Raw genomic sequence first — 25818 nt, 5'->3', positions numbered from 1 at the left:
GTACGCTCGGCTCCGCACCACCGCCAGCACGCGCAGGGAGTGACACGTGGCCGAATCGCGCAGGGTCGGCCGGGCCGACCCCGGTGGGATGAGCGTCTCCGTCGGGCAGAACGTCCGGCGCGAGCGGGAGCGCGCCGGGCTGTCGGTCCGTGAGCTCGCGCGGCGGCTCGGCGTGTCGGCCAGCTTCCTGTCCCAGTTCGAACTGGGCCAGAGCCAGGCGGCGGTCAGCACCCTGTTCGCGATCGCCACCGAGCTGAACCTGTCGCTGGACGACCTGCTCGGGCACTCGGTGGCGCCGGAGAAGAAGTCCGACGGCCGGCGCGGCAGGGGAAGCCGGCCGGCCAGGGCCACGGACTACCTCGCGTTCCAGACCGGTGTGCGCTGGCGCAGGCTCGCCGAACTGGAGGGCGACCACGTCGACTTCCTGCTCACCGAGTACGAGCCCGGCGCCGACTCCGCACCCGCCGACCAGCCGCAGCGGCATCAGGGCAACGACTACGGCTACGTGCTGGAGGGCACGCTGACCGTCGTCGTCAACGGCCGCCGCAGGCGGGTCAAGCAGGGCAACGCGATCGCCATGCGCGGCGACGTGCCACACCGGCTGCTCAACGAGACCGATCAGCTGGTGCGCGCCATCTGGTTCGTCACGAGCTGACCTGGCCTGCCCCAGAAGGGCCCACTGCGGACTCCCCAGCACGGTGACCGCGACGGCACGGTCGCAACACCGCATACCTCCCGGCCGCACACGCCTGACGTCACACAACCGTGATGCAACACGAGGCAATGCGGAACCGACTTGCGGCGTGGGTACTACTGGAGGTGCCGCGTGGACGCTGGTGACGACAGACCCGCCTTCGAGACCTGGGTCGCCACGCGGGGTGACGCACTGATGCGGTTCGCGTACCTGGTGACCGGCGACCGTGAGCGTGCCGCCGACGCGGTGCAGGACGCGCTGGTCGGGGCCTGTGCGCGCTGGGAACGGATCGTCGAGCGTGGCGACCCGGAGGCCTATCTCCGCCGCTGCGTCGTCAACGCGGACACGTCCCGGTGGCGGCGGTTCCAGCGCAGGGAACGCCCGGAGGCGGACGCGACCCGGCTCGCCGAGCCTGATGCCGGTGTCGACGTGGCGCAGGCGGTGGTCCTCGAGGAGACCCTGTGGGCGCTGGGCGGGCGGCTTCCCGCCCGGCAACGGGCCGCGGTCGTTCTGCGCTACTACGAGGACCGCTCCGACACGGAGATCGCGGCGATCCTGGAGTGTTCGGTCAGCACGGTCCGATCCCAGATCCATCGCGGCCTCGCGACCCTCCACGACTGGCTCGCCGCGACCGAGGAGGCAGCGACACCGTGACCGAACCCGACGAGGAGACGACGTCCGCGTTGACGCGGGCACTGCGGCGCCATGCCGCCGAGGCGCCGTCCACGGCAGGCCTCGCCGAGGAGGTGCAGGCCGTGGTCAGGCGGCGCCGCCGGCGGAAGGCTCTCGCCGCACTGGCGGGGGCCGTCGTCGTGGCGGTGGCCGTCCCGGTCGCCGTGACGGCGGTGTTCGGTGACGGTCGCACCGCGCCACCCGCCGGGTATGTGGTCGACCCGACCTGGCGCTGGGAGTCGTATGCCGGTATCCAGCTTCAGGTGCCGCCTGACTGGGGGTACGGCGTCCAGGGAGACCAATGGTGCGTGGAAGTCCCTGGCGAGCCGCGCCGTGTGCGGCCCGGTGCGGTCGGCAGGCCGGGTGGGTCGACCGCGGTTGGCTGCGGCTCGGAGTATCCGCCCCTGGACAAGCGGGAGAACTGGCTGACCCTCGACAGGCGGACCGAGGCCGGCGTGCGCACGTTCGACGGCGGCTGGGTGGAGGAGACCCGGGACATCCACGGCGTGTTCGTGACGGTCTTCTCCGATGACCCGGTGCTGCGCGCCGCCATCCTGCGTTCGGCGCAGCCCGTCGTCGGCGAGGACCGGCACGGCTGCCCGGCCGACCACCCGATCACGACCGACAAGGCCGGATACCGCCCCGAACCGCCAGCGCAGGGTCTCCCCTCGGCCGGAGACGTCGAGTCGATCTCGGTCTGCCGCTACGCCCTCGAGACGTTCGGTGGCACACGCCGCTCGACGGCGCCGATCCTGGCCTCCAGCGTGCTCACCGGCGCCGACGCCGCACGCCTCGTCGCCGCGATCGCGACCGCGCCGCCGGGAGAGGGGCCCAACAGCTCGGAGATCCACAGCGTGCCCGAACTCGCCTACGGGGAGGAAGCCATCGTGTTGCGGCTTCGCACGCACGACCGGATCCAGGAGGTCGTCGTGCGCTACAGCGGAGAGCTCGGCAACGGCATCGACGACGGAGCGACGAGGCGCAGGCTCACCACGGAGGTCCTGCGCCCGCTCAGCACGGGCGTCCACCAGTGGTCCGGCGGATTCATCCTGCCGGTCGCCAGGCTCCTGCCGGCAGGCCCCGGCTGAGATCGCATCAGCCGACCGGGTGCGACGCCCACCGCGGGTGCACGGCCAGTCTGTCGGTGTCCGGAGCCTGCGGCCCAATCGCCTCTCCACGGTGCGCAGGTACTCCAACCCGAACTGCTTCCGCTACGAACGCTCCCAACGTGGGCGGGTCCGCCAGCACTGGCAAATCAACGTCGACGCCGGCAGCAGCCGATGACGTATGGGGGTGCCGACGCCTCCGGACATCTGTCCGCCGTCGTTCTCGTCCTCAGGGCGATTGTTCTCGGGTGCCCGGCTCCACACGGCAAAGCTGCATTCAGCGCGTTTCGGCGGGCGCACGGCTCACAGGTCGAGCACCAGCCGCCGCGAGCGGGAACGGCCGACACAGATCATCATCGTTCTTCCGCTCTCGCGCTCCCGCGCGGACAGGATCGTGTCATGGTGGTCCGGTGTGCCGTCGAGCACCTTCGTCTCGCACGTGCCGCAGAAGCCTTCCTCGCACGACGAGAGCAGGTCCGGCACCGCCTCCCGCACCACGTCGATGAGCGTGCGGTCGGGCTGGACGGTCAGCGTCACTCCCGTGCGCCGCAACTCGACCTCGAAGGTTCCGGGCGGGCCGCCCGGCACAGCGTCCCCGCCGACAGTGGCCTCGCCTGGTGTCTCCTGGCGGCCAGGTACGGCGGAGAATCGTTCGACGTGGAGTTCCACGCCACGCGGTCGGTTCTCGCAGCGCTGCTCGACCGCCCTCAACAAGCCCTCGGGGCCACAGCAGTAGACCCGGGTGCCGTCGGCGAGGTCGGCCAGGATCGCGTCGAGATCCGGAACGCCGCACTCGTCCTCCGGCACCATGTCCACTCGGGAAGCGGCCCGATCGGCGAGTTCGGCGAGGTCACCGGCGAAAGGCATGCTTTGCCGCGACCGTCCCCCGTAGACAAGCCGCCACGGGACACCCCACGCGTGGACCCGCCGCACCATCGGCAGGATCGGCGTGATCCCGATACCGCCGGCAATGAACAGGTAACGGGGCGCGGGCACGAGCGCGAAGTGGTTGCGCGGGCCCTGCACGTCCACCAAGCGGCCGGCCAGCGCACTACTGTGGATTTCCCGTGAGCCGCCGCGGCCATCCGGCTCGTCCCGGACCGCGATCGTGTAGGCCCTGCGGTCCGCGGGGTCCCCGCACAGCGAGTACTGGCGCACGCGACCTGACGGCAGCACCAGGTCGACGTGTGCGCCCGGCTGCCATTCAGGCAACAACCCGCCGTCCGGGTCGGTGAGGCGCAACGACAGCACGCCCTCTGCTTCCCACGTCACCTGCCGCACCAGCAGGGTGCGGCGCCCGTGCAGGTCGGCGTTGCCTGCGACGGTCTCCTCGACGGTCGTCATCGTGCTCACGCCGCCACCACGCCATCGCGCCTGCCGCCACGCAACACGTCCACGAAAGAAGCAGCCAGTTCAGGACCGCGCACCACGACGAGCATGTCCACGGCAGCCCGCAGCGCCGCCATGGCACCATCGCCGCCGGGGGTGTCCTGCCCGATGGATCCCACGACCAGTGCGGCCACCAGGCCACCGTCCCGCCGTGCGGTCTCGGCGATCTCGGCGCACACGTCGCCGTGTACCTCGGCCAGGTCCGTGGCGAGAAGGATGACGATGTCCGCTCCCGCGACGGCGTCGGTCGCGCTGTCCACCCGGGACGACGCGGCCCAACCGTGCCTCCCGAGCGGCCGCAGGCCGAAGCCACCGCCGGCGGCCTCGGTCGCGGTCAGCACGCCGTCCAGTCCGAGGTCCCGCATGGTGGCCGCGACGTCGATCGCGGAACCACCCTGAGGAACCAGCAGGACACGCGCTTCGTAGTAGTGCCGCATCCCGTTCACCATCAACTCCTTTCTCGGGCCGGCCGGTCCTGCCAGGGACGCACGACGACGTGCGGGGTGTCCGGCCCGGTTCCGGCCGCCATCCTGTCCAGCATCGTGCCCACTGCGGACAGTGCAACCGTTTCCGTCGGCACCTTCTCCAGTCCCAGCCCGCCGCCGCGCAGGAGCTCCAGGCTCTGCCGCACCCGTTGCGGCGCCCGCCCGCGCACGCCCACGACGGTGGCGGTCAAGCGGGTGAGCGCGGAGGTGTCGACGCTCGCCGCGGGCGGCGACTTCGCCCCTGCCAGCACCAGCCGTCCGCCCTGTCCCAGCAGGCGCGCCGCGTCGGTGAAGGTCTCCGGCGGCGATGCCGCGAGATCGAGCACGACGTCGGCCATCGACCCACCGGTCAGGTCGCCGATCGCGGACACGAGGTGATCGCCGGACAGGGTCAGCGGGGTGGCACCGAGCGCCGCGGCGAGTTCCAACCGCGCCTGGTCCCGCTCCAGCCCGCACACGATCACCTGCCGCGCCCCTGCGTGCCTCGCGGCCGCCGCGGCGGCGATGCCGTGATAGCCCGGGCCGAACACCACGACCGTCTCACCGGCCTCGAGCCTGCCTGCACCGAGCACCCAGTCCAGCGCGTTGCCCAGCGGCAGCGCCCAGACTGCGAGCTCCGCCGCGAGACCCTCGGGAACCTTGTGCGGCACCGAGTTCGGGGACAGGTAGAGGTACTCGGCGTTCCCGCCGTACAACCCGGGCGGCTCGGACACGGGGACCAGTCCGACCCGCCGTCCACCGCGCCACAGGTCGGTGTCCGGACACAGCCGGTATCGCCCGCGGCGACACGGCGCACACTGGCCGCACGGCAGATACTCCTCGACGACCACCCAGTCGCCCTGGGCCAGGTCCCAGCGGCTCGCGGCCAGCTCGCCCAGCGCGGCGACCTGGCCGAGTACGTGGTGGCCCAGCACGCAAGGCCCAGCCAGCTTCCCTGAGAACAGTGCGACGTCGGTGCCGCAGATGCCGCTGGCGTCTACCCGGAGCCAGCCCGCATCCTCCGCGCAGGCGGTCAGTGGCAGCTCCCGCACCTCAGCGTGGCCGTCGCCGAGTGCGACGCTCGCGAGCGCTGCCGTGGCCGGTGGGGTAACCATCGTCAGCGCCCTCCCCTGCGCAGCCCGAACCGGCCGCGGCGAGCGGGCGCGGCGGCCTGAGCCTGCTGGCTGCGCTCGACCTCGTCACGCAACTGCTGCCAGATGTCGTAAACGATGTCGCCGTACTCCGGCCGGTGCCGCAGTTCGAGAACGTCTCGCGGCCGTTCGAATGGCACCTCCACGAACGCCTTCGCATTGCCCGGGCGTGAGGTCATCACCATGATCCGGTCGCCGAGCGTCACCGCCTCGTCCACCGAGTGCGTGATGAACACGACTGTTTTGCGGGTCTCGTCCCAGATTCGCAGTAGCTCGCTCTGCAGCAGCGTCTTGTTCTGCTCGTCCAGCGCCGAGAACGGCTCGTCCATCAGCAGCACGTCCGGGTCGTTGGCGAAGGCACGGGCGATCGACACCCGCTGGCGCATGCCGCCGGAGAGCTGATGCGGGTAGGAGTCCCGGAAGGCCGTCAGCCCGGTCTTGTCCAGGTAGTGGCCGACGACCTCCCGGATCTTGCCGCTGGGCACGCCGCGCATGCGCAGGCCGTACGAGGCGTTGTCCCACACCGTCATCCACGGAAAGATCGAGTCGCCTTGGAAGATCATCGAGTTCTCCGGCCTGCCCTCCGTCGCGGTGCCGACCTCCACCTCGCCGGTGGTCGGGTCCTCGAGGCCCGCGAGAATCCGCAGGAGGGTGGTTTTCCCGCACCCGCTCGGCCCCACGATCATGAAGAACTGGCCGCGCGGGATGTCCAGTGTCAGCTCGTCGAGCGCGGTGACCGTGCCGGACCTGGTGTCGAACCGCTTCGCCACCGCTCGCACGGCGACCTTGACGTCGGTGTCCTGCCGTTTGGTCGGGGCGACTGCCGCTGTCTCTGCGCCCACGGTGTTCCTCCCGATATCGGTACTGTCGATGGGTACGCGTTTGCCGGTCACCGCTGTGCCTGCCATGGGGTGACGATCCGGGCGACCTGTCCGAGCAGCAGGGCCAGCCCATACCCGATCAACGCGATCACGAGCAGCCCGACATACATCGTCTCCACGGAGTAGAGCTCCCAGGCGTTCCAGATCATGAAACCCAGACCGCTGTTCGCGCCGACCATCTCGGCAATCGCGATCAGGATCAGCCCGAGTCCCGCGCCCAGCTCGACCCCGGTCATGATGCTCGGCATGGCGCCGGGCAACGCCACGGTGCGGAAAACCTGCCAGCGCCGGGCGCCGAAGTTCTTCGCCACGTCGTAATACATCGGCTGGATCTGGAGGACTCCGGCCATCGTGTTCAGCACCACGGGATAGAACACGCCGATCGCCACCATGACGATCTTCGACATCTCGCCGAGCCCGAAGATCAGCAAGATCAGGGGAAGCAACGCGCTCTTCGGGATCGGGTAGGTCCCCGAAACCAGCGGGCTGATCGCGGCCCGTAGTGACCGGGACAGTCCCATCACGACACCCAGCAGCAACGCGGGAACCAAGCCGAGCCAGAACCCGATGAACAGCCGCCGCAGGCTTGCCACCGTGTGATCCCAGAGCTCACCGCTGGACATCATCGTCAACATCTGCTCGAAGATGGCGCTCGGCGCGGGAAAGAACCGCGCGTCCACGGCATCGACTCGTACCAGCAGCTCCCAGACGAGGAGCAGGACCACCGGAGTGAGGACCGCGAGCGCCGAGTCCCGGCCACGTCCGCCCGAGCGGCGCTTCGGACGTTGCGCACGTCCTTTCGTGCCGACCTCTGCCGGCATTTCACTGGTCACCATGGCTCAGCCTCCTGTCCGCGCCGCTCAGGAGCTTGCCTGCTGGTACTCGCCGAGCTTGCCGACCGCGGCTGTGGCGAACGACGAGTCGACGATTCCGTCGACGTCCACATCGGCCTGCAACAGGCCCTGGTCCTTGAAGAAGGTGTAGTCCTTCCTCAGGCTCTCGACATTGACCTGCCCGTCAGGGTCGACGTAGTTCGGTACGATCTTGCGGTAGAGGGCCGGTTCCAACCCGACAGCCTCCGTGACGATGTCCACGACCTCGTCACTCCGCTCGCCTTCCCTGAGCTTGCCGTTCTCGAACGCGGACATGTAGTCACGGGCACCGCGAAGATAGGCCGCCATGAAGCAGGTGCCGACAGCCTTCTCCTCCTCGGCAAAGGTTCCGCTGTACAGGAGAACGGCCAGTTGTTGCTGGTCGTAGAAGTCCGGCGGGGTGGCGAGTCGTTCGGCGACGCCCCGCTCCTCGGCGACCGTCGCGGACGGCTCGGTGGTGAGCGCCGCGTCGATCGCGCCGTTCTGGAATGCGGTGACGTGTTCGGCGAACCCGATGTACTCGTGCTTGACGTCGTCGTAGGTGAGGTCGGCGCTGCCGAGCATCGTGCCCAGTGTGGACGAGGTCGCCGTTGCCTGTGCCGGCTCGGCGACCGTGCGTCCCTTCAGATCGGCGATCTCGCCGACCTTGCCCGAGTCGACGAGATCCTTGCGCACCAGCAACGGCATGTAACCGTAGTGCTCGGGCATCGACCCCTTGTCGGCGACGATGCGGATGGGCAGGTCGCGGCCGACGGCGTTGTAGAAGCCGGCCGAGGGTGCCCCCGCGCCGACGTCGAGCTGCCCGGAGCCAAGTGGCGCGATCATCTTGGCGGCCGAGTCGAAGGGCTGGAGCTTCACCGAAAGGCCCTCGTCCTTGAAGTAGCCCTTCTCGTCGGCGATGTACAGCGGCGCGTCGCTGGAGCTGTTGGTGATGCCGACGGTGACCTCGCTGCCCGCGCAGCTCCCGCCCGCCGCGGGCGTGTCCTCGCCGCAGGCGGTGAGCAGCGCGGCCGTTACCAGCACCGAGGGCAGGGCGGCGCCGACCTTCGTGGTCCTCTTCATGCCGGTTGTTCCTTCCTGTCAGGACCTCGTGCGAGGCCACCGTTGGACGCTTGTCAGATCGAGACGAACTCCTGGCCGGGCCGCGCCACGAGCGCGGAGCTGGCGCCTTCGTGGAAGGGCACCGAGTTCGGCAGCACGAGAGACGCTGAGCGGACCTGCTGGTGCACGGGTTCGGTACCCGGCAGGGGGTTGCCCTCCTCCAGGTCCTCCACCGCGGCCAGCAGCCTGCGCCGGGCGAGGATGATCGCGGCGTCACTGGTGCCCAGGCGTTCCTTGGTCCGGTCGGCGATCGTGCCCATGCTCTCCTGCAGCGAGAAGTCCTGCGCGGAGATGCCCTCGACGCCGCTGAAACTGCGTCGCTCCCGCTGTGCCTGCCGGTCGATGAGGTAGTCGTTGTCCCGGTTCGCCAGTGGCCGGTAGGTGCCGGGGACGTACTTCACGTGGATGCCCTCGCCGGCACGCATGGACTCCAGCTCAGGCTCCGTCAGCGGCCTGGTGGGGTGGTAGTTGATGCTCCAGGCCCAGCAGTTCTCGTCGTCGATGGGCACCCAGGCGTGCGCGCCCAGCGGGTTGTGGGTGCCGAACGGTGGGATGATCGTGTACCACGGCATGATCCACTGGGTGATCCGCCAGTAGTAGTTCTCGTCGTCGGCGACCCGGCGGGCGCCGATCACCAGACCTCCGTCGGACTCGGCCACCTCGAACTTGGGCCGCGTGTCGGCCTTAAGGTATTCCAGGCCGGGCGTGCCCGCGTGCATCGGGTCGGTGTCGATGTTGTAGCGGTGGGCGAACGAGACGTGACTCGAGTCGATCCCGCCCTCCATGGCCTGCAGGTAGTTCGACTCCTGCCACCGCTTCGACACGAACCGCTGGTCGGCGTCGAGCGTCGCCCACTCCAGTTCCGGCAACGGCGGCTGGGTGCCTTCGGGCCCCAGGTACGCCCAGATGACGCCCGCGCGCTCCACGCACGGGTAGGAGCGCAGCTTGATCTTGTCCTTGAAGCGGGAGTCCTCGGGTTCGGACGGCATGTCGACGCAGTTGCCCTCGACGTCGTACTTCCAGCCGTGGTAGGAGCAGCGCAGACCGCACTCCTCGTTGCGCCCGAAGAACAGCGACGCGGTGCGGTGCGCGCAGAACTCGTCGAGCAGCCCGATGCGGCCGTCGGTGTCGCGGAACGCGATGAGCTGCTCCCCGAGCAGCTTGGTCCGCACCGGTGGGCAGTCGGGTTCGGGGATCTCCTCGGCGAGCAGCGCGGGGATCCAGTAGCGGCGGAACAGCTGACCCATCGGGGTTCCGGGACCGGTCCGCACCAGCTTCTCGTTCTGCTCCTGCGACAGCATGCTCATCCTTTCCGTGGGTGATCGACCGAGGTCGTGGGTTGTCAGTGGGCCGGGTGTGCCGGGCGACCGCCGTCGCGAGTGCGCCACAGCAGGGCCACGGTGGCCGCTGCGACGGAGACCGCGGCCACGCCGGCCCACCCGGTGGAGTAGCCGAGAGCGTCGACGACACTGCCGAAGCAGACCGGTCCGACAGCGAAACCGAGATACAGTCCGACGGCCAGCACACCGGACGCGGTCCCGACCACGCTCGGATCAGCCACCCGGACGATCGCGAGCATCGCGACGACGTTCGTGGCGATGCCGGACGCGCCGAACAGTGCTGCTGCGAGCCACATGAGCCACGCCCAGCCGGCGATACCGGCGGCGAGCAGGACGAGGGCCGAAACGGCGGAGGCGCCGGCCAGGAAAGCCAGCGGGCGATGCGGCAGCCGGCACCGGTCGGCCAGCTGTCCCCACACGATGCGGGCGGCGAGGCCCACCCCTCCGACCATCGCCGCGGCGAGCCCTGCCGTGGCGACAGGGAGATGGAGCCGTTCGTACCCGAACAGTGGCAGGTAGACGTTCGTCGCCTGCACGGCGGCGCCCGTGAGGAACGCGTAGCCACCGAGCCACCACACGGCCTTCGGCAGGTCGCGGGCGCGTCGGCTGCCGGCGAACTGCGTGGCCGATTTGTGGGCGGGGATGGAGTGGTGCAGCAGGGCCAGGCCAGGCAGCGCGAAGGCGGCCGCGGTCGCGATGGCACCGCGCCACCCGAGCAGCAGCGCGACACTGGGGAGGGCGAGTCCGGCCACGAACTGGCTCATCTGTACGCCCGACTGCTTGACGCCCATCAACGCGCCGCGCCGACCCGGCGGGATGTGCGACGAGATGAGCCGGTTGGTGATCGGGTTGGACAAGGCCTGGGCGGAGCCGGACACGGCGACGGCGATGAGGAGCCACAGGTACGAGCGCGCCAGACCGATCGCGAGCAGCGCGACGCCGGCAGCAAGAAAGAGCACCGCCATGACCAGCCTCGCGCTGAGCACATCCGCGGCCCGGCCCACCACTCCCGAGCTGATCGCCGCCGCGATGAAAGCGATGGTCGCGAGGAGGCCGAGCTGGGTTCGGTTGAGGTTCAGCGCGGAGGTGACCAGCGGGCTCAGCGCACTCAGTGCGTAGACGGCGAGCGGGCCGATACCCATGGCGAGAACGAGGACCGCGCCGAAGCCCGTGGCACGCGCTCCCGCGCGCGCCGCCGCGGACCGGTCGGCGGCCAAGCCCTCGTTCACGAGGAGCACCTCTTTTCGCTATACGAACTTAGTGCGCATTACGGTTGGCCGAGGTTAAGCAGACGGCACTGCCGGCGTCAATAGCGGGATATGCTGGCTATAGGCTGTCCAGGTGCTGGCCGCCCACGTTCGACCGAGCGCACGCTCCCCGCTTCCGGCCCCGTCGTCCCGACGCGCACCCGGTTTGACCGGACGGATCGATGCCGCTACCTTTCGCTATCAGAACTTTGTACGGATGACGCGCCGCAGGCGCCAGAAAACTTTCGACCGGAGCCGCGTTGCGGACTACCTGGAGGACAAGGACGCGGATGACAGCCGAACCCACAGGCGCCCACCCGCCGGAGTTCGTCCAGTCCCTTCAGCGCGGACTCGCCGTGATCAAGGCGTTCGACGCGGAACGGCCGAGGATGTCACTCAGTGAGGTCGCCAAGGCGACCGGGCTCACCCCCGCGGCCGCGCGCCGGTTTCTGTTCACCCTCGTCGCGCTGGGCTTCGTCGATCAGCGGGATGGCCTGTTCGAGTTGCGGCCGGCCGTACTCGGGCTCGGGTACGCCTACCTGTCCAACTTGTCCCTCCCGGATGTCGCCCAGCCACACCTGGCGCGGTTCGGCGAGCAGTCCCGCGAGGCGGCGTCGCTCGCGGTGCTCGACGGTGACGACGTCCGCTACGTCGCCAGGGTCGCGCCGCCTCGACGCATGGCCGTCACCATCAACGTGGGAGCCCGCTTTCCCGCGTATGCCACCTCGTTGGGCCGGGTACTGCTGGCCGGCCTGCCCGATGACGACATCGACGCCTACCTCGCGCGGGTCGACCTGCGCCCGCTGACCGCCAAGACCGTGGTCGAGCCGGCCTCGTTGAAGCAGGAGCTGCTGAAGGTACGTGACCAGGGCTGGTCACTGGTGGACCAGGAACTCGAGGAGGGGGTGCTCGCGGTCGCCGTCCCGCTGCGGTGGCGCTCCGACGTGATCGGCGCGATCAACGCGTCGACCCACGCCACCGAAGCGCAGGCGGAGTCCCGCCGCCGCGCCTTACTGCCCCCGCTGCTGGAGACGGCCGCCAGGATCGAGGCGGACCTCGCGGTGTACCCGTCGCTGCACCGGTTCCGCTGACGAACCCCGAGACCACCGAGACAGGAGGTGCCATGGCCGGGCAGGGGCGCACCGAGCCGTTCGTGCAGTCGTTGGAGCGCGGGCTCGCGGTGGTGCAGGCGTTCGACGCCGAATCGCCGCGACTGCCGCTGACAGAGGTGGCCCGGCGCACCGGGCTGACCCGCGCGGCCGCCCGGCGGTTCCTGATCACCTTGACCGAGCTCGGCTACGTGCACACCGACGGCCACACCTATGGGCTGCGACCGCGCCTGCTCGAGCTCGGCAATTCCTACCTGTCCGCCATCCGGTTGCCCGACATCGCCTTGCCCCATCTGGAGAGGCTCGCGGCCGAGGTGCGCGAAACGTCGTCGCTCACCGTGCTGGATGGCGACGAGGTGCTCTACGTGGCTCGCGTGTACGGCTCACGGCTGCTGACCGAGGCGATCGCCGTCGGGACCCGGGCACCCGCGTACGTCACGTCGACCGGTCGCGTCCTGCTCGGCGGGCAGCCACCCGACGCTGTCGCCGAGTACCTCGACCGCGCCGACCTGCGCGCGTTCACCGACGCGACGATCACCGAGCCTGCACGCCTGGCCGACGAGATCGACAAGGCGCGCAGGCAGGGCTGGGCCATCGCCGACGAGGAGCTTGCCGATGGCCTGCGCTCGATCGCCGCACCGGTACGGGACGACGCCTCGGACGTGGTTGCGGCCGTGAACATCTCCTCGCACGTGAGCCGCGCCTCGGTGCGGACGATGCGCCGCGACTGGCTTCCGGAGCTGCTCGCCACCACCGCGCGCATCGAGGCGGACCTCACCCGGGCCCGCGATTGAGGACCCGGCCCGTCCGGTCAGCACCGGCCGGGTCGTGCGTTCGATCAACGTCTCCCGCGAGGTGACCAGCCGCGAGCTCATCATTCCGAAGGAGCTCCGCGACAAGTACGGACTGGACGGGTAAGGAGCCCGAGCTCACCTCAACGGCCGTCGGGCACGGAGGGCAGGAAAGGGCTGCGTGTCCCGCTCCAGGACACCGCGAGCCGTTCCCGTGCCCGCGTACACGCGACGAAGAGCAGGCACCGCTCCTTCAGCATGTCGCTGACGTGTTGCTGACCGTCCACCTCCGCGGGAGTCACTTCCCTGCCGAAAGGAATGGCGCTCGCGGTGGCTCCCACGACAGCGACACAGCGGAACTCGAGTCCCTTCATGGCGTGCATGCTGGCCAGCCGTACTCCCTCGGCGTGAGGGCCGGGGCGGTCCCTGACCCGCACGGCGGGGACGCCCGCGGCCTGCAACCTGTCGAGCACCCTGTCCTGGAGAAGGTTGAACCGCGTGCAGACAGCGATCTCCTCGGCTCGCACCCCGTGGTCCAGCCACTCCCGCACTCGCTCGACCAGCGCGGCGACCTCGTCCTGCTCGCTCGCGTACCCGGTCACCTGCGGCCGGGTGCCGCGCAGCAGCGAGCGGTAGCCGATCAGCGTGTCGTTGCCGTCGCCACTCAACTCGTCCACCGCCGTGTCAGCGAGGACGCCGACGGACCAGGACAGGATCTCCGCCGTGCTGCGGTAGTTGATGCGCAGTCGGCTGCTCCGGCCCGTGACCGGGATGCCGAGCGCGCGGAGCGAGACGCGCGAGTCGTAGATGCGCTGGTGCGGGTCGCCGGTGATGAACAGGTCGTCCGGCCCTTCAAGGACCGCTGCCCGGATCACGCGCCACTGCGCCGGGTGCAGGTCCTGGGCCTCGTCGACCACGGCGTGGGTAAAGCGGTGGGCGTCGGCGTCCGGCGCGCCGAGCAGTTCCGCGGCGCGGGCGCACACCTGCAGGTGCGTGGTCTTCCCGGTGGACCGCAGCTCGTCACGGAAGGCTTCCACGGCCCGCCAGACCTCCTCCCGCTGCCGGGCCCGCAAGGCCGATCCGCGACCGCGCCGTTCGGCTTGCAGGTACTCCTGCTCGCTGGTGATGTTCTGGGCCAGCACGACGTGCCGGAACTCCTGCGCCAGGAACTGTTCCGTCCATGGCAGGTCGAGTCTGCGCCGGACCCGTCGCCAGATCTGCCGCTCGTCGGCGTCGGTGATCGGGTCGGGTGGCTGTCCCGTCCGTTCCCGCACCACCCGGTTGGCGAACGCGTCGACGGTGGTGACCTGCACGCGCGCCAGCTGCGACTCGTCGCCGTCCAGGAGTAGCGCGAGGTTCTCCCGCAGCATCCCAGCCAGGGCGTTGGTGAACGTGGTCAGCAGGATCCTGCTGTCCCGCGACCGGGACAGCAGGTGCTTGACCCGGTGCAGGGCCACGACGGTCTTTCCGGTGCCCGGACCACCGCTGACCTGCGCGGGCCCGTTGTAGGACACGCGATAGGCGACGCGGCGCTGTGACGGGTGCAGGAACACCCGCCACGCGGTGAACGGCTTGTCGAGGATCTCCGCGAGGTCGTCGGGACCGGCGACGAGGGTGATGCGGCTGGGTGTGTTGCGGATAGCCATCTCGAGGCTGTCCTCGGCCTCCGAACCGGCTGTGGCGGGCCTGCGTTCGGTGACGACATCCCGGTAGACCTCCTCGGGCGAGAAGCCCTCGGCAAGGAACTGCAGGACCTCGAACTGGTCCTCGGGCAGGACCCCGCCGAAGGCTTCCAGCTGCGCTGTGTCGGTGATGGCCCGTGCGGCGCGGAGCACCTGGTCGTCGATGCCGAGGTCGCGGAGCACGGTGTCGGAGAAGCGCTCGAACAGCCGCGTCGGCGCATCCGCGGACGCCTGCTCCAACGAGGGCGTGAGCTGTTCGATCGCGACAACGTTGCGCACTTCCAGCGCGCGGGTCGCGGTGTTGACGGTGTAGAGCCGCTTGGCCGCCCACGCGTACGCGTCGTCGTGCGGCACCACGTTGAGCAGGAGAAACACGTCGCTGCCGTCATCGGGGGCGAGGACGACACCACGCCAGAAGTCGGTGATCCGGATGGTCCGCATGCGCGGGTCGCGCGCCTTGTCCACGGATTCCAGGTGCAGGCCCTTGTCCGCGTACAGCTCCGCGATCGGCAGCTCCTGGAACTTCGCCATCGCCTTGCGCACGCCGGCCTTGACCGGTTTCTCCAACAGGTCGTAGGTCTCCCAGAAGCTGCTGGCGAGAGCGAGCTGCGGCATGGTTGACGATCATATGGCCGTCATGGGGCGAGAGACCACCGCTTCCGTACGCGTTCGGGGAGCGGAGAAGAACCGGGCGCGAAACGATCGGTTCTCGCGGGGCAGTGGCCCTTCATGTCGTCCCGAGCCGTCTCGCCAACAGGCTGATGGCGCGGAGCAGGTCCCCGGGTGGCCGGTCCAGATCGAGGGCGTGCTGGTGGATCGTGACGCCCGCGTGCTTGACGCGGTGGGAGCCGTGCGGTGCGTTGCCCCTGGCGTAGATGAGGTGGCCTTCCCTCAGGTTCAGGGCCGTGCAGTAGGCCAGCATCTGGTACAGGTCGGCGTCCGGGAAGCCCGCGGGCTGTTCGGCCTTGTACTTGGTGTCGGCCACGGCCAGCGGGGTGCCATCCTCGGCGTAGGCGACGAAGTCCGGGACGATGCGGATGGCGTTGGACTCGTCCAGGTGGTGGGTGGCCTGCAAGACGCAGTGGCCGCGATAGTCGCCGTCTCCGGCCAGCGCGGCGCGAAGAGCCGCGGTGACGAAGTCCTCGAAGACCTTCGCCAGGTCGAACAGGAACCCGTGCACGGTCACGTCCCCGGGCCGATGCTCCACGGAAGCCCCGCGCAACACGAGGCTGGCCAGCCGGAGAGCGTCGTAGTAGCGCGCGTTGAGGCGGCTGGGCCGCCACGTGGGCAGCGGGTGCCCGCGTGGGACGGGGGTGATGTCGCCCAAATGGGCTCGCAGGCGGAGCAACCGTCCGCGCACGTCAGCGGGGACGCCAGCGGGGCTCGTGCCGGGAAGGCGCAGCAGCGCGTCGCACGCGGTGCGCAGCAGGCGGTTCTCCGCGATGTCGGTGGTGTACTCGTCGTGGGTGAGTTCGAGTGGGATGAGCCTGCCGTGCTGTCGACTGACCTGGTCGGCATGCCGGACGCGGCCACGCATGACCAGCGCGGTCTCTTCCACCTCGCGGTAGCCCTTAAGCAGGCCCTGCCGCAGCGATTGCTCCGCCTGGAGCGTGAACAGTTGGGCGAACGCGGGCAGCAGGTCTCGTTGCTCGCCGACCACGACCTGATCGGTGCGCCATCGGACGCGGCTGTAGCCGAGCAGGAATAGCAGCCGGGCGATCGGGATCTTCGGCGCGACCCGCACGGTGATCGCCGCACCATCACCGGTCCTGATCGTCGCGACGCCCACCAGGTTCTTGGCCCGGACCCGCCACTGCCCGGCCACGTCCGGGTCCGGCGCCGCGTCGACCACGCCGGAGCGGATCAGCGCTCGACCCGCTGGTTCAGCCAGCGGTACCGACTGCGGCGGGCCGTGCTCGGCCAGGCCGATCGTGGTCATTCCGGGCTCGGCGGCTCGTGCGGCGAGGCTCCGATGGCCCTGCGGAGCGCGCGCAGCCCGTACCGCTGTTCCACGTCGAGTCCCTCGCCGTAGTGGTGTTCCTCCAGCAGGGGAAGGATTTTCGTGCGCCAGGCGCGTTCCAGCCCACCCTCGCGGTAGACACCCTTCTTCATCAGGTAGGACGGACCGACCTGGAAGTCCGGGTCGTCGATCCTGGCATTGAGCGCGTCGAGCAGATCGGCAGGCTCGAAGTCGTAGCCTTCGCGCTTTAGCCACCGGCGCAGCAGCCCGCTGGCCGGTTCGGCGCGGGGAGACAGCTCCACGAAGGAGAAGCGCCGCCGCATCGCGGCGTCCACCAGCGCGATCGAGCGGTCGGCGGTGTTCATCGTGCCGATGACGAACAGGTTGGGTGGCAGCGCGAAATCGTCGCCGGAGTACGTGAGCCGCACGGACCGGTTGCGGTATTCCAGCAGGAAGTACAGCTCACCGAACACCTTCGCCAGGTTGGCCCGGTTGATCTCGTCGATGATGAGAACGTGCGGGAGGTGCCGGTTGCCCTCGCGTGCGGCGGCGTCGGCGAGTTCACGCAGCGGGCCGTCGGTGAGCCGGAAAGCGACCTCGCGGGTGATCGGGTCCTCCTGGGGCCGGAACCCCTCGAAGAAGTCTTCGTAGGCGTACGAGGGGTGGAACTGCACGAGTTTGACCTGTTCCGGTCCGCCGGCCAGGTACTCGGCGAGTTTTAGCGCCAGGTAGGTCTTGCCGGTGCCGGGTGGGCCGTAGAAGACGATTTGGCGGTCGTCCCAGAGGAGATCCCGGACTTCGCGCAGCCAGGCCACGTCGTGGACCAGCAGCTCGTCCGCGAGTTCGCGTGTCGGTTCGGGAAGTTCCAGCTCCCGCCGGGCGAGTGCCGCGATCTCCACGCTGGTGTCGCCGGGCGACTCGCGTGCCTCTTCTTCCAGCTCCTCGTCGGTGCGGCCGAGCCCGGCCACGAGCCCTTCGACGGTGGTGAGGTCGACAACGTCGTGCTGGACGGACAGCTTCTGCTGTAGCTCCTCGGGCAGCTCGTGGTACGGGTAACCGTCGTCGTGCCAGTCGACCGGGCGGCGCAGGTTCGAGCGGCCACCTTCCGAGGCGACCTGCTCGACGTCACCGGTGATCTCGCCGACGTAGAGCGAGCCGTTGGAGATCGTGCATACCGTGTCACCCGGTTTCATTTTGGTCAGGTACGCATGCAGCTCGTCGACCAGCCGCACGCGCTGGTTGTAGGTGAGGGTGGACTCGTAGTCCTCGTCGACGAAGGCGCGAAGCAGGTCCTTGCTGACGCCCGGCTCGACCTGCCGCAAGTGACCGGCCGCAAGGCTGACGAGCCGCTCCGGCAGCCACAGCCGCTGCACGAGGTCGATCCCGAAGACGTTGGATCCGCGCACCAACCATGTGTGGTTCGGACCGGACCACGGCCGTTCCACGAAGTCCTCGAGTGGGTGCCCGTCGGCGGTCTTCCAGACTTTCCACCCGTTCGCGCTCCTGCCGAGCACGATCGACGCGGCGGCAGACGGGGCGTCGCACACGATGCTCTGCGCGGTCTCGAGATATCCCGGCCACGTCTGGGAAGGAACAATCGATCCCTCAGCGACAAGGCGTTCACGAAGTCTGGCGAAGGTTCTGACATGCTTGCCAAACGACGGCGCTATCTCGGCCCTGGCCGGCGATCCCGCAAGGACCTCGAACTTGGGGCTTCCGCCGGCACCCTTCTCCCGCAGCAACCGCCCCCGCGCGACCGGGCCGCCGCGCGGCAGGCGAAGCTGGAACTCGGGATACTCTTCGGACATCATGGAAGCGCCGAGTCGAGAGCCGATTGCCAGCCAATTGTCAGCGGGCGCTTCGCCGTTTCCAGGAACTCGATCAGCGTCTGCGTGATGACATTGACGGGCAGTTCGCAGTTGGGCGAGAACTCGTCCGTCTCGTACATGACGGGGTGATCGGGCTCCTCACCGTGGCTGTATAGCTGTACGGGCCCCGCGCCATGCCCGTCCGCTCCGCGATAGCTGATCGCGCCTCGATCGCCGTGAACGCCGACGATCACCGAGTGATCCGGCATGGTGAGACACTCGCCGGGATTCTCGTCGTCGGGGATGAGCGTCTCGACGCGGGGGCGCCCGGTGTGGGTGAGGATTGCGTCACCGACCTGCTCGTGGGCCAGCGTCGCGACGAACGCCCTGACGCCCTCGGCATCAGCCAGGTCCATGACCTGCTCACGCGGCGGTCGGCCGCGCTCCTGAGTCCAGAGTTCGGCCTGCAGGGGCATGACGTGCTCCTCCCCTCGTACACGAAACCTCTCGAACATCAGACGTTCCCAGCAGACGGCGCGGGGGCGTGCCGCGGCCCCTGACCGGGCGGCGGGGTGAGCGTGGAAGTGTAATTCTCACCGTCGACAAGCGGATTCGTGAGGCTCAGACCGGCTTCAGCCATGCGGTCGTACTCGGCGAGGATCAGGTCCTTGGTGCGGTAGGTGCCGTACTTGGCCTCGTCCTTGCGCTTGACGATCGGGAACGTGTCGAGGATGTAGTCCGCGTCCTCGCGCGAGACGCCGTACAGGTGGAAGAACAGGGCATCCAGCTCAGCGCGGATGACAGCCCGGCGCTCCTCATCCCATACGAAGGGCGGACCCGTGTCGCCGAGGTCGCGGGCGAACGGCTCCATATCGTAGGCGGTGCAACTAATTTCCACGATCCTGGGAACGATGAATGCGGTGTGATTCTCCACCATGGCGGGCGTCAGCACGGGGAGCTGCCGCCACACGAAGAATCCCATACTCGTTCCGCCGATCTTCTGACGCGAAACGAAATCGAAAGCGAACGAGCATTGAATGCCAAGTAGTACAGCATTCAGCGGCGCCGATACGTTAGGCAGTTCCAGGAGGAACTTGTGTCCAACAGCAGTCTTCGGAAAGACTGCCGGGATGCCAGTTCGCTCGTCCGTCGCGCGGCAAATGTCTCGCCAACCGAGAAGCCAGTCGTGTTCCCAGTGCTTGTTCGCCAAGCGGGTGGATACTCCGGCTTCGTAGATACGGTTCCCGTTCTTGTCGAAGCGATCGGTCGGCACGTCGTCTTCGGAGACCCAGTAGCGCGGGAGCACCACGACGTTGGGGTCTTGCTTCTCGTCAAGGGATAGATCGTGAACCGCGCCGTGTTCGTCGTAGGTGCCCCACCGGTGATCGTAGTGGTGGAGCATCTTCGCCTCGTAGAGCGGGAGCATGCGCTGGTCGCCCTTGGTGAAGATGTTGCCGGTGAGCGTCCAGCCGTCAACATCCAACTCCTCCCGGGTATGGAAGAAGCGGGCATCATGCGACATGTCGAACATGCGCAAGAACGAAACGCCCCACAGGTTGCTGCCGCCCTGGCCGCGTTCGTCTGGTTCCTTGATAAGGACGGGGACGCGACGGTAGATACCGAGGGTGATCTCTGCGTCTCGGCGGGAGCGGAACACCGGGCAGGTTCCGGTGTTGGGGTTGAGAAGTTTGATTTCCTCTGGTGTCAGGGAGAATGTCTTGTCGGCTTCGTCCAGCTCCACCGGGTCGTGCACGAAGAACGCAAACCGCGCGGCCGGCTCTCGTGCGGCGCGGCCAGCGAGCGACAAGAGGCAGAACTTGAACGAACGATGGACACCAGGGAAGAGCGGTGCCGCGTTCTCAAAGTCGTAGAGGGCCGCCAGGGAACCGCGTTCGACGAGATCTTTGAAGAAGTACTGCGTCCGGGCATCCGTCGCGATTCCGGTAGGAACAATGACACCCGATCGACCGCGAGGCCCGGCTATGATTTTGGCGGTCTCACAGAACACGGCATACGTATTGAGGTTCCCCTGACCAGTCAGCGGAAAACGACCCGAGCGACGTAGGAAATGACTCTCGGCGTAGACCTTGCGCTTCGCGACGGCGTATTCACCGAATAGCGACTGCGTCTCCGGGTCGTCACGCAGTTTGGCGATGAGTTTCTTACGAACATCCGACTTGCCGACAGCAGCGATCTTGGGCGAACGCTGCGCAAAGAACTCTTGCTCGTTGAGCGACACGCTGTCCCACGGAGGGTTTCCGAGTACACAGTCGAAGCCTCCTACCCATCCAGTCGTACTGGACACGCCTCTGCCGTCATCCGGGACTGAGAACACGTCAGGAAACTCAAGGTGCCAGTGGAAGAACTGGTACTCTTCTCGGAGTCGAATAATCTCACCGTGTGTCGCATCGGATACTGCGGCGGTCGTTGGGTTCTCCAGTGCACGAAAGATGTCATGCGTGACCGCTTGCGGTGATTCGTTCGATTTGATCCACACGAACGCCGCGCACCATGCATCAGCGAGGTGCAACGCGTTGAGGTACTCGGTGGATTCCATCAGCGACGCGTAGGCGGCTGCCTGTCGGCGCACCTCCCTGAGCTTGTTCGCCGGTGCACTCGTGATACGACGAGCGTTCTCGGCGAAAGTAGTGTTGACCACGTTCACTGCAGTTTCCTCGACGTCGAAGAGCCCCAGTTGCCCCTGACGCTCTTCTGCGTTCGTCTTCTCAAGCCTCTTGGTGACCTTCTTGTCGTCCCCTTCTGTGGCAATGAACGCCTCGTCCGGGATGCCCTTGCGCAGCAGCGCCGGTGTGGCGCCGACCAGGGCATTGCCACACTTGATGTGCGCGTCGAGGAAGCTCAGTGGCTTACCCGGCTCCAGTGCTTCCAGCCACAGCGACACCTTCGTCAGTTCCACGGCCATCGGGTTGAGGTCGACGCCGTAGATGCAGCGGGCAATCACCTCGTGTAGCGCGTGGCGCACCGCGTCCACGGTCGGCTCGGGGTTGCGCTCCCGCGCGGCTGCCACCCGCTTGGCGATGCGGCGCGCCGCCGCCACGAGAAAATGGCCGGACCCGCACGCGGGGTCGCACACAGTCAACGAGAGCAACTCGCGGGTGATCGCCTCGGCCGCATCGGACTCGCTTGCCGCCGACGCCGCCTGCTCGCCCTGTTTCACCGCGTCGTCGATCACCGGGTCCAGTGTGGAGTCCAGCAGGCACTCGATCAGCGAGGACGGCGTGTAGTACGAGCCCGTGGTCTTCCGCTCGTTGCCCGCCAGCTCCTCCAGACTGAACGTCCGGTCAAAGGGGTTGTGCCGTGGGACGAGCTCCAGCAGCGACTCGTAGATCGAGCCCAGTTCCTCGGCATCCAGGTGCTGGTAGTCTACGGCACGCACTCGGCCGGATCCGACATCGCGGATCTGCGCCAGGTGCCGCACGGCGCCCAGGAGATGCTCGTTGGACAACGACAGGCCGCGCAGCGGGGCGTCGGCCTCGGTGTCATCGAAGATTCCGCCGAGCCCCGGCAGGGCGAGCTCCGGCCGACCCTGCTCGTCGCCGAGCGCGTCCAGCACGATCCGCAACGCGCGGTACAGGTCGTCGTGCGCAGTGCCCCGGCGGCGGCGCGCATGCGCACGCAGCTTCGCCGTCGAGAAGTACCGCGCGTAACGCTGCTTGGCCAGCTCGTCGGCGCCGTCGGGGTGCAGCACACCCCGGTCCTCGGCCACGAAGACGAACAGCAGCCGGTAGACCAGCCGCAACAAGGCCGCGTGCAGGGTGCTGACGTCGACGTTCTCCCGCAACCGGGCGTTGTCCGGGTGCTTCAGGAAGCCGGTACCCAGCGTGGTGATGGCCGCGCGAACGCTCTCCCTGAGCTGGTCGAGCGCCCGCGTCCCCGAGGTGATCGCATCCAGCCGCCACCGCTCCAGCCAGCACGTCGCCGGGGACGCGCCATCGGCGACGGCGAAGCGGGACACGTGCAGCAGCCGGTACAGCAGCACGAACTCGCTGAACAGCTCACCGTCGAAGATGGCTTCCAGGTCGAACTCGACGTAGGAAGCGGTCGCCAGGGCGCTGGAGTCACGCAGCAGCCGCAGCTGGCGGCCGTTGGTGACCACACCCCATAGCTGCTTCTCGGTACGGTTGAGGCATTCCTGCACCAGCGACTGCGGCGGCACGGTGCCCGCACCGCCTGGCCGCCGGTCCAGCGCGTGGTGCCACGCCGCCAGGTGCACCGGCACGTGGTTCCAGCGGTGGCTGACCGGGAACGTCTTGCCCGTGACTTCGCTGTCGTCGGCGGGGATCCCCGCGGCGCCGACCGCGGTCAGCTCGCCGAAGCCGAGCTCGGCGAACAGCGGTGCAAGCCACTGGGTGCCTGCCAGCCCGGTGGTGTCCTGCGGAGTCTCCGCCTCCGGGGCCGGAGGCAGCTTCTCGCGCAGGTCGCTCCACACCGAGCGCAGGTAGTCCCAGTGACGTTCGGCCTCGTCACTCACCGAGCGGGAGCCCACGACCCGGTAGTCCGACGGCAGGCTCCCGCTGACATCCTTGCCTTCGGAGATGCGCACCAGCATGTCGGCGGGCAGCAGACCGCCGACCGTGTGCACGGCAGAGAAGACCTGGTTTCGGGCGACAGCGGACATCAAACATTTCCTCCCGACACCGGCAGGTAGACATACGCGCCGAGGACGTCGGCAGGCTTCTGGGCGGCCACGTGCAGGCCACGCACGATCTCACCGGCCGCACTGCGCACCCGGCGATGCGACGCGAGCAGCTCCGCGGCCAGTTCATCCCCATAGGACTCCAGATGCGCCGTGGTCGCGTCCAGCCCATCCAGCACCCGCTGCATGGTGCGCTCGGCGAACTCCCGGTCGGTGTTCTCGTCAGCACTCGCATCGAGCAGCGCCACGGCGTCGGCCGCGGGCAGCCAGTCGGCGTTCGCGGGCGAACCCCGGAAGGCGAGCAGCCGAGCGTCCTCGGCCACCAGCTGCCGCTGTCCCGACCGGGACGGCAACGTAAGGTGGAACCGGTAGCGCACCAGCAGCAGTGTGGTCCGGGTGTCCACCGCCCGGGTCCGGATCACGCCGCAGCGGCGGGCGGGGCGGGGCCCGCTCGCCTTCTCGTCGAGCGCGGCGTTGAGCACATGGCCGGCGATGGCGCCGACGACCGGATCGGTGCGCACCAGGGCGGCCTCGCCCCGCGCCACCGCGGCGGTGTCCCGGAACGGCACGAGACGTCCCGCGTCCACCACATCGCCGCCGAGGATCGGAGCAAGAGCGTCACGCAACCCGACCGGCGCACCACTCACGTCCGCGGTGAACCCGCCCGCACCGTCGTCGCGCAACACGGCCTCCAGCGCGGAGAGCGCGTGCCGGACGAAACCCCGGACCTCCGCCGCCCGGCCCAGCACATCGCGCACCGCAGCGACCTCGCGCGCCACCTCCTCCGGGTGAATTGCGCGCTGGGCGAACCGCGAGCGGGACGTCGTCTCCCGTTCGGCCGCCGACTTCCAGTCCGCCTCCAGCGCGTCGGCCTTCTTGTCGACCGCCTCGACCTCGAACAGGCCGGCCTGCTCCGGCTGCTGGTTGCGCATCAGCAGCCATTCGACGATCGCGTCGGTCACGCCGGCCGAGGCGGCGTCCGGGACCGACACGGAGATTCCCAGGTCCTTCTGGATCTGGCGGTGCTTCTTGATGAGGACCTCGAGCACCTTGCCGTCGATCCCGTTGTCGCTGCCGTACAGGGTGATGACCTTGACCGTGTCCCGCTTCTGGCCGTACCGGTCGACGCGGCCCTCCCGCTGGTCGTGCCGGGTCGGGTTCCAGGCGAGGTCGTAGTGCACGACGGCATCGAAGTAGTGCTGCAGGTTCACGCCCTCGGACAGACAGTCGGTGGCCACCAGCACGCGACGCGCCGCCGCGTCCTCCCCCGCCTCCGTGGCCAGGTCCTCGATGCGCTGCAGGCGCTGCTGCGGTGAGAGCGTGCCGGTCACGGCACGGACCACGGTGCGCCTGCCGAGCTTGCCGTCGAGGTGCTCCGCGACGTACTCGGCGGTCGGGATGTAGCGGCAGAAGACGATCGGGTGATAGCCGTCGGCGAGCAGCGCCTTGACGTGCTTGACCAGAGCCGCGAGCTTGCGGTCCTGGTCGGTGCCTTCCAGAGAGGCCGCCCGGTCGGCCAGCTCGGCCAGGCGCGCGCCCGCGTCGTCGGTCTCCGCGCCGGGTGCCACGTCGAGGCCCTCCAGCGCGTCGTTGTCCGTCGAGTCCCTGGTCAGCGGCGCGCCGAGCCGGTCTGCTTCCTCCGCCGTGGCGGCCAGCGCGGCCGCCGACCGGGTGCGCAACGTCTGGGCGGCTGCCCTCGGCGAGGAGACCAGCGAGCGCAGCAGCGCGATCGCCGACCACCATGCGATGCGCGCCTCCCGTTTGCCCCGGTTGCCCGCGGCGGTGACCCGCTCGCCCGCGTAGGCGATGGCGTCGTCGAGCAGCGCGCGGTATGCCGGGGACAGCTTGTAGGTCTCGTCCTTGAAGTACCGGTCCGACGGAAAGCTGGTGTCCTCGCGTAGGCTGTCGTCGGCCAGCCCGTCGTTCCTGGTGAGGAACTGCCGCACGTCCGCACGCTTGCGATGCACGAAATGTGCGGCGAGCAGGCGCCTGCCCGCCTCGCTGTCCAGGTCGACGGTGGCCAGCTCCGGCCGGACCAGGCCGAGCAGGGCGCGGAAGGCACTCTCCTTGCCACTGTGCGGGGTCGCCGTCACCAGCAGGAGGTGCCGGTCGTCATCCGCCGCGACGCGTTCGAGGAGCTCGTGCCGCAGCTGGCTCTGCGTGGACGCGCGCTCGTCGGCCGCGACGCAGGTGTGGGCCTCGTCGACGATCACCAGGTCCGGGCAGTGCTTCACGAAGTCGTCGCGATGCCGAGTCGACTTGATGAAGTCCGTGGAGACCACCACGTGCGGATGCCGGTCAAAGAGCGACTGCCCCAGGTCCAGCCCACGTTCCAGTTTGGACACCGTGGAGGCCAGTACCAGCTCGGCGTCGATGCCGAACTTGGTCCGCAGCTCCTCCTGCCACTGCTCGGCAAGCGCGGGCGAGCACAGCACCGCCAGTCCACGCGCGCTGCCCTGCGCCAGCAGTTCCTTCGCGATCAGCCCCGCCTCGATGGTCTTGCCGATGCCGACGTCGTCGGAGATCAGCATGCGGACCACCCGCTGCCGCAGCGCCATCAGCAGCGGCACCAGCTGGTAGGCGCGGGGCTCCACGGCGATACCGGCCAGTGACCGGAACGGTCCGGCGCCGGAGCGGAAGCCGATCCGCAGCGCGGAGCGCAGCAGGCCGGCGGCGAGCGCATCGCCGAGGTCGTCCGGCGAAGGACGCTCGAACTCGGCCTGCCGGACTTGCTCGAACGCCGGGAACACGGCCGCGACATCGTCGTCGGCGCCGCCGAGCGGGCGCAGGACCAGCATGTCGTCGGCGCTTTCGGGCAGCACGACCCATTCGCGACCGCGCGCGGACACCAGGGAACCTGCCGTGAAGGTGGTCGTCATGTGCTTTCCGTCTTC

Annotated in this window: 19 protein-coding genes and 1 pseudogene; 5 read left to right on the top strand and 15 right to left on the bottom strand. The window is 68.9% G+C overall.

Going from position 1 to position 25818, the window contains the following annotated elements:
* Positions 1 to 46: 46 nt before the first annotated feature.
* From BAY60_RS17180 to BAY60_RS17170, 3 genes are all read left to right on the top strand, one after another.
* Positions 47 to 655, top strand: a complete 609-nt coding sequence (locus BAY60_RS17180) for a helix-turn-helix domain-containing protein (RefSeq protein ID WP_112281915.1) — start codon at positions 47 to 49, stop codon at positions 653 to 655.
* A 171-nt stretch (positions 656 to 826) separates the two neighbouring features.
* Entirely contained in the window at positions 827 to 1348 is a 522-nt protein-coding gene (locus BAY60_RS17175; protein ID WP_245992565.1) for a SigE family RNA polymerase sigma factor, read from the top strand.
* A complete protein-coding gene (locus BAY60_RS17170; protein WP_112281914.1) occupies positions 1345 to 2454 on the top strand; it encodes a hypothetical protein in 1110 nt (369 codons plus the stop codon). Before BAY60_RS17175 ends, BAY60_RS17170 begins: the two co-directional genes overlap by 4 nt.
* Positions 2455 to 2775: 321 nt before the next feature.
* On the opposite strand, the gene BAY60_RS17165 is transcribed toward BAY60_RS17170, so the two are convergent.
* From BAY60_RS17165 to BAY60_RS17130, 8 genes are read right to left on the bottom strand one after another with little or no spacing between them, the layout of a single operon-like run.
* Positions 2776 to 3816 carry a PDR/VanB family oxidoreductase gene (locus BAY60_RS17165; protein WP_112282440.1) on the bottom strand — a complete coding sequence of 347 codons (1041 nt, stop codon included), beginning with the start codon at positions 3814 to 3816 and terminating at the stop codon, positions 2776 to 2778.
* Positions 3817 to 3821: 5 nt separating this feature from the next.
* Entirely contained in the window at positions 3822 to 4307 is a 486-nt protein-coding gene (locus BAY60_RS17160; protein ID WP_146771030.1) for a hypothetical protein, read from the bottom strand.
* A gap of 2 nt (positions 4308 to 4309) precedes the next feature.
* Entirely contained in the window at positions 4310 to 5440 is a 1131-nt protein-coding gene (locus tag BAY60_RS17155) for a zinc-dependent alcohol dehydrogenase (protein ID WP_112281912.1), read from the bottom strand.
* Between the two features lie 2 nt (positions 5441 to 5442).
* Positions 5443 to 6318, bottom strand: a complete 876-nt coding sequence (locus BAY60_RS17150) for an ABC transporter ATP-binding protein (RefSeq protein WP_245992562.1) — start codon at positions 6316 to 6318, stop codon at positions 5443 to 5445.
* Positions 6319 to 6365: 47 nt separating this feature from the next.
* Positions 6366 to 7193, bottom strand: a complete 828-nt coding sequence (locus BAY60_RS17145; protein ID WP_211330348.1) for an ABC transporter permease — start codon at positions 7191 to 7193, stop codon at positions 6366 to 6368.
* A 24-nt stretch (positions 7194 to 7217) separates the two neighbouring features.
* Positions 7218 to 8291 (bottom strand): ABC transporter substrate-binding protein, encoded by a 1074-nt coding sequence (locus tag BAY60_RS17140; RefSeq protein WP_112281910.1) that lies wholly within the window; start codon positions 8289 to 8291, stop codon positions 7218 to 7220.
* A gap of 53 nt (positions 8292 to 8344) precedes the next feature.
* On the bottom strand, positions 8345 to 9631 hold the full coding sequence (locus BAY60_RS17135) for a Rieske 2Fe-2S domain-containing protein (RefSeq protein ID WP_112281909.1): 1287 nt from the start codon (positions 9629 to 9631) through the stop codon (positions 8345 to 8347).
* A gap of 41 nt (positions 9632 to 9672) precedes the next feature.
* On the bottom strand, positions 9673 to 10899 hold the full coding sequence (locus BAY60_RS17130; protein ID WP_112281908.1) for an MFS transporter: 1227 nt from the start codon (positions 10897 to 10899) through the stop codon (positions 9673 to 9675).
* A 308-nt stretch (positions 10900 to 11207) separates the two neighbouring features.
* Here BAY60_RS17130 and BAY60_RS17125 point away from each other — a divergent pair, with 308 nt between their 5' ends.
* Both BAY60_RS17125 and BAY60_RS17120 read left to right on the top strand, forming a co-directional pair.
* Entirely contained in the window at positions 11208 to 12008 is an 801-nt protein-coding gene (locus BAY60_RS17125) for an IclR family transcriptional regulator domain-containing protein (protein WP_112281907.1), read from the top strand.
* Positions 12009 to 12040: 32 nt separating this feature from the next.
* On the top strand, positions 12041 to 12820 hold the full coding sequence (locus tag BAY60_RS17120; RefSeq protein WP_112281906.1) for an IclR family transcriptional regulator domain-containing protein: 780 nt from the start codon (positions 12041 to 12043) through the stop codon (positions 12818 to 12820).
* Positions 12821 to 12960: 140 nt separating this feature from the next.
* On the opposite strand, the gene BAY60_RS17115 is transcribed toward BAY60_RS17120, so the two are convergent.
* The 7 genes and pseudogenes from BAY60_RS17115 to BAY60_RS17090 form a co-directional block, all read right to left on the bottom strand.
* The gene (locus tag BAY60_RS17115; RefSeq protein ID WP_112281905.1) at positions 12961 to 15114 is read right to left on the bottom strand and encodes a UvrD-helicase domain-containing protein; all 2154 of its coding nucleotides are present in this window, start codon (positions 15112 to 15114) and stop codon (positions 12961 to 12963) included.
* A 112-nt stretch (positions 15115 to 15226) separates the two neighbouring features.
* Complete coding sequence (locus BAY60_RS17110) at positions 15227 to 16438, bottom strand: McrC family protein (protein ID WP_112281904.1); 1212 nt, start codon at positions 16436 to 16438, stop codon at positions 15227 to 15229.
* A complete protein-coding gene (locus tag BAY60_RS17105) occupies positions 16435 to 17865 on the bottom strand; it encodes an McrB family protein (RefSeq protein ID WP_245992658.1) in 1431 nt (476 codons plus the stop codon). The genes BAY60_RS17110 and BAY60_RS17105 overlap by 4 nt, the downstream gene beginning before the upstream one ends.
* A 60-nt stretch (positions 17866 to 17925) precedes the next feature.
* A pseudogene (locus BAY60_RS37930) lies at positions 17926 to 18267 on the bottom strand (DUF4357 domain-containing protein); the annotation flags it as partial.
* A complete protein-coding gene (locus BAY60_RS17100) occupies positions 18267 to 18743 on the bottom strand; it encodes an Imm1 family immunity protein (RefSeq protein ID WP_112281903.1) in 477 nt (158 codons plus the stop codon). The pseudogene BAY60_RS37930 and the gene BAY60_RS17100, both read right to left, overlap by 1 nt.
* Positions 18744 to 18781: 38 nt before the next feature.
* Positions 18782 to 22906 (bottom strand): Eco57I restriction-modification methylase domain-containing protein, encoded by a 4125-nt coding sequence (locus tag BAY60_RS17095; protein WP_112281902.1) that lies wholly within the window; start codon positions 22904 to 22906, stop codon positions 18782 to 18784.
* The gene (locus BAY60_RS17090) at positions 22906 to 25803 is read right to left on the bottom strand and encodes a DEAD/DEAH box helicase (protein ID WP_112281901.1); all 2898 of its coding nucleotides are present in this window, start codon (positions 25801 to 25803) and stop codon (positions 22906 to 22908) included. Before BAY60_RS17090 ends, BAY60_RS17095 begins: the two co-directional genes overlap by 1 nt.
* Positions 25804 to 25818 lie beyond the last annotated feature (15 nt).

This window comes from Prauserella muralis (genome assembly GCF_003202285.1).
GTDB lineage: Bacteria > Actinomycetota > Actinomycetes > Mycobacteriales > Pseudonocardiaceae > Prauserella_B > Prauserella_B muralis.
This window is presented reverse-complemented; position numbering and strand designations above follow the sequence as displayed.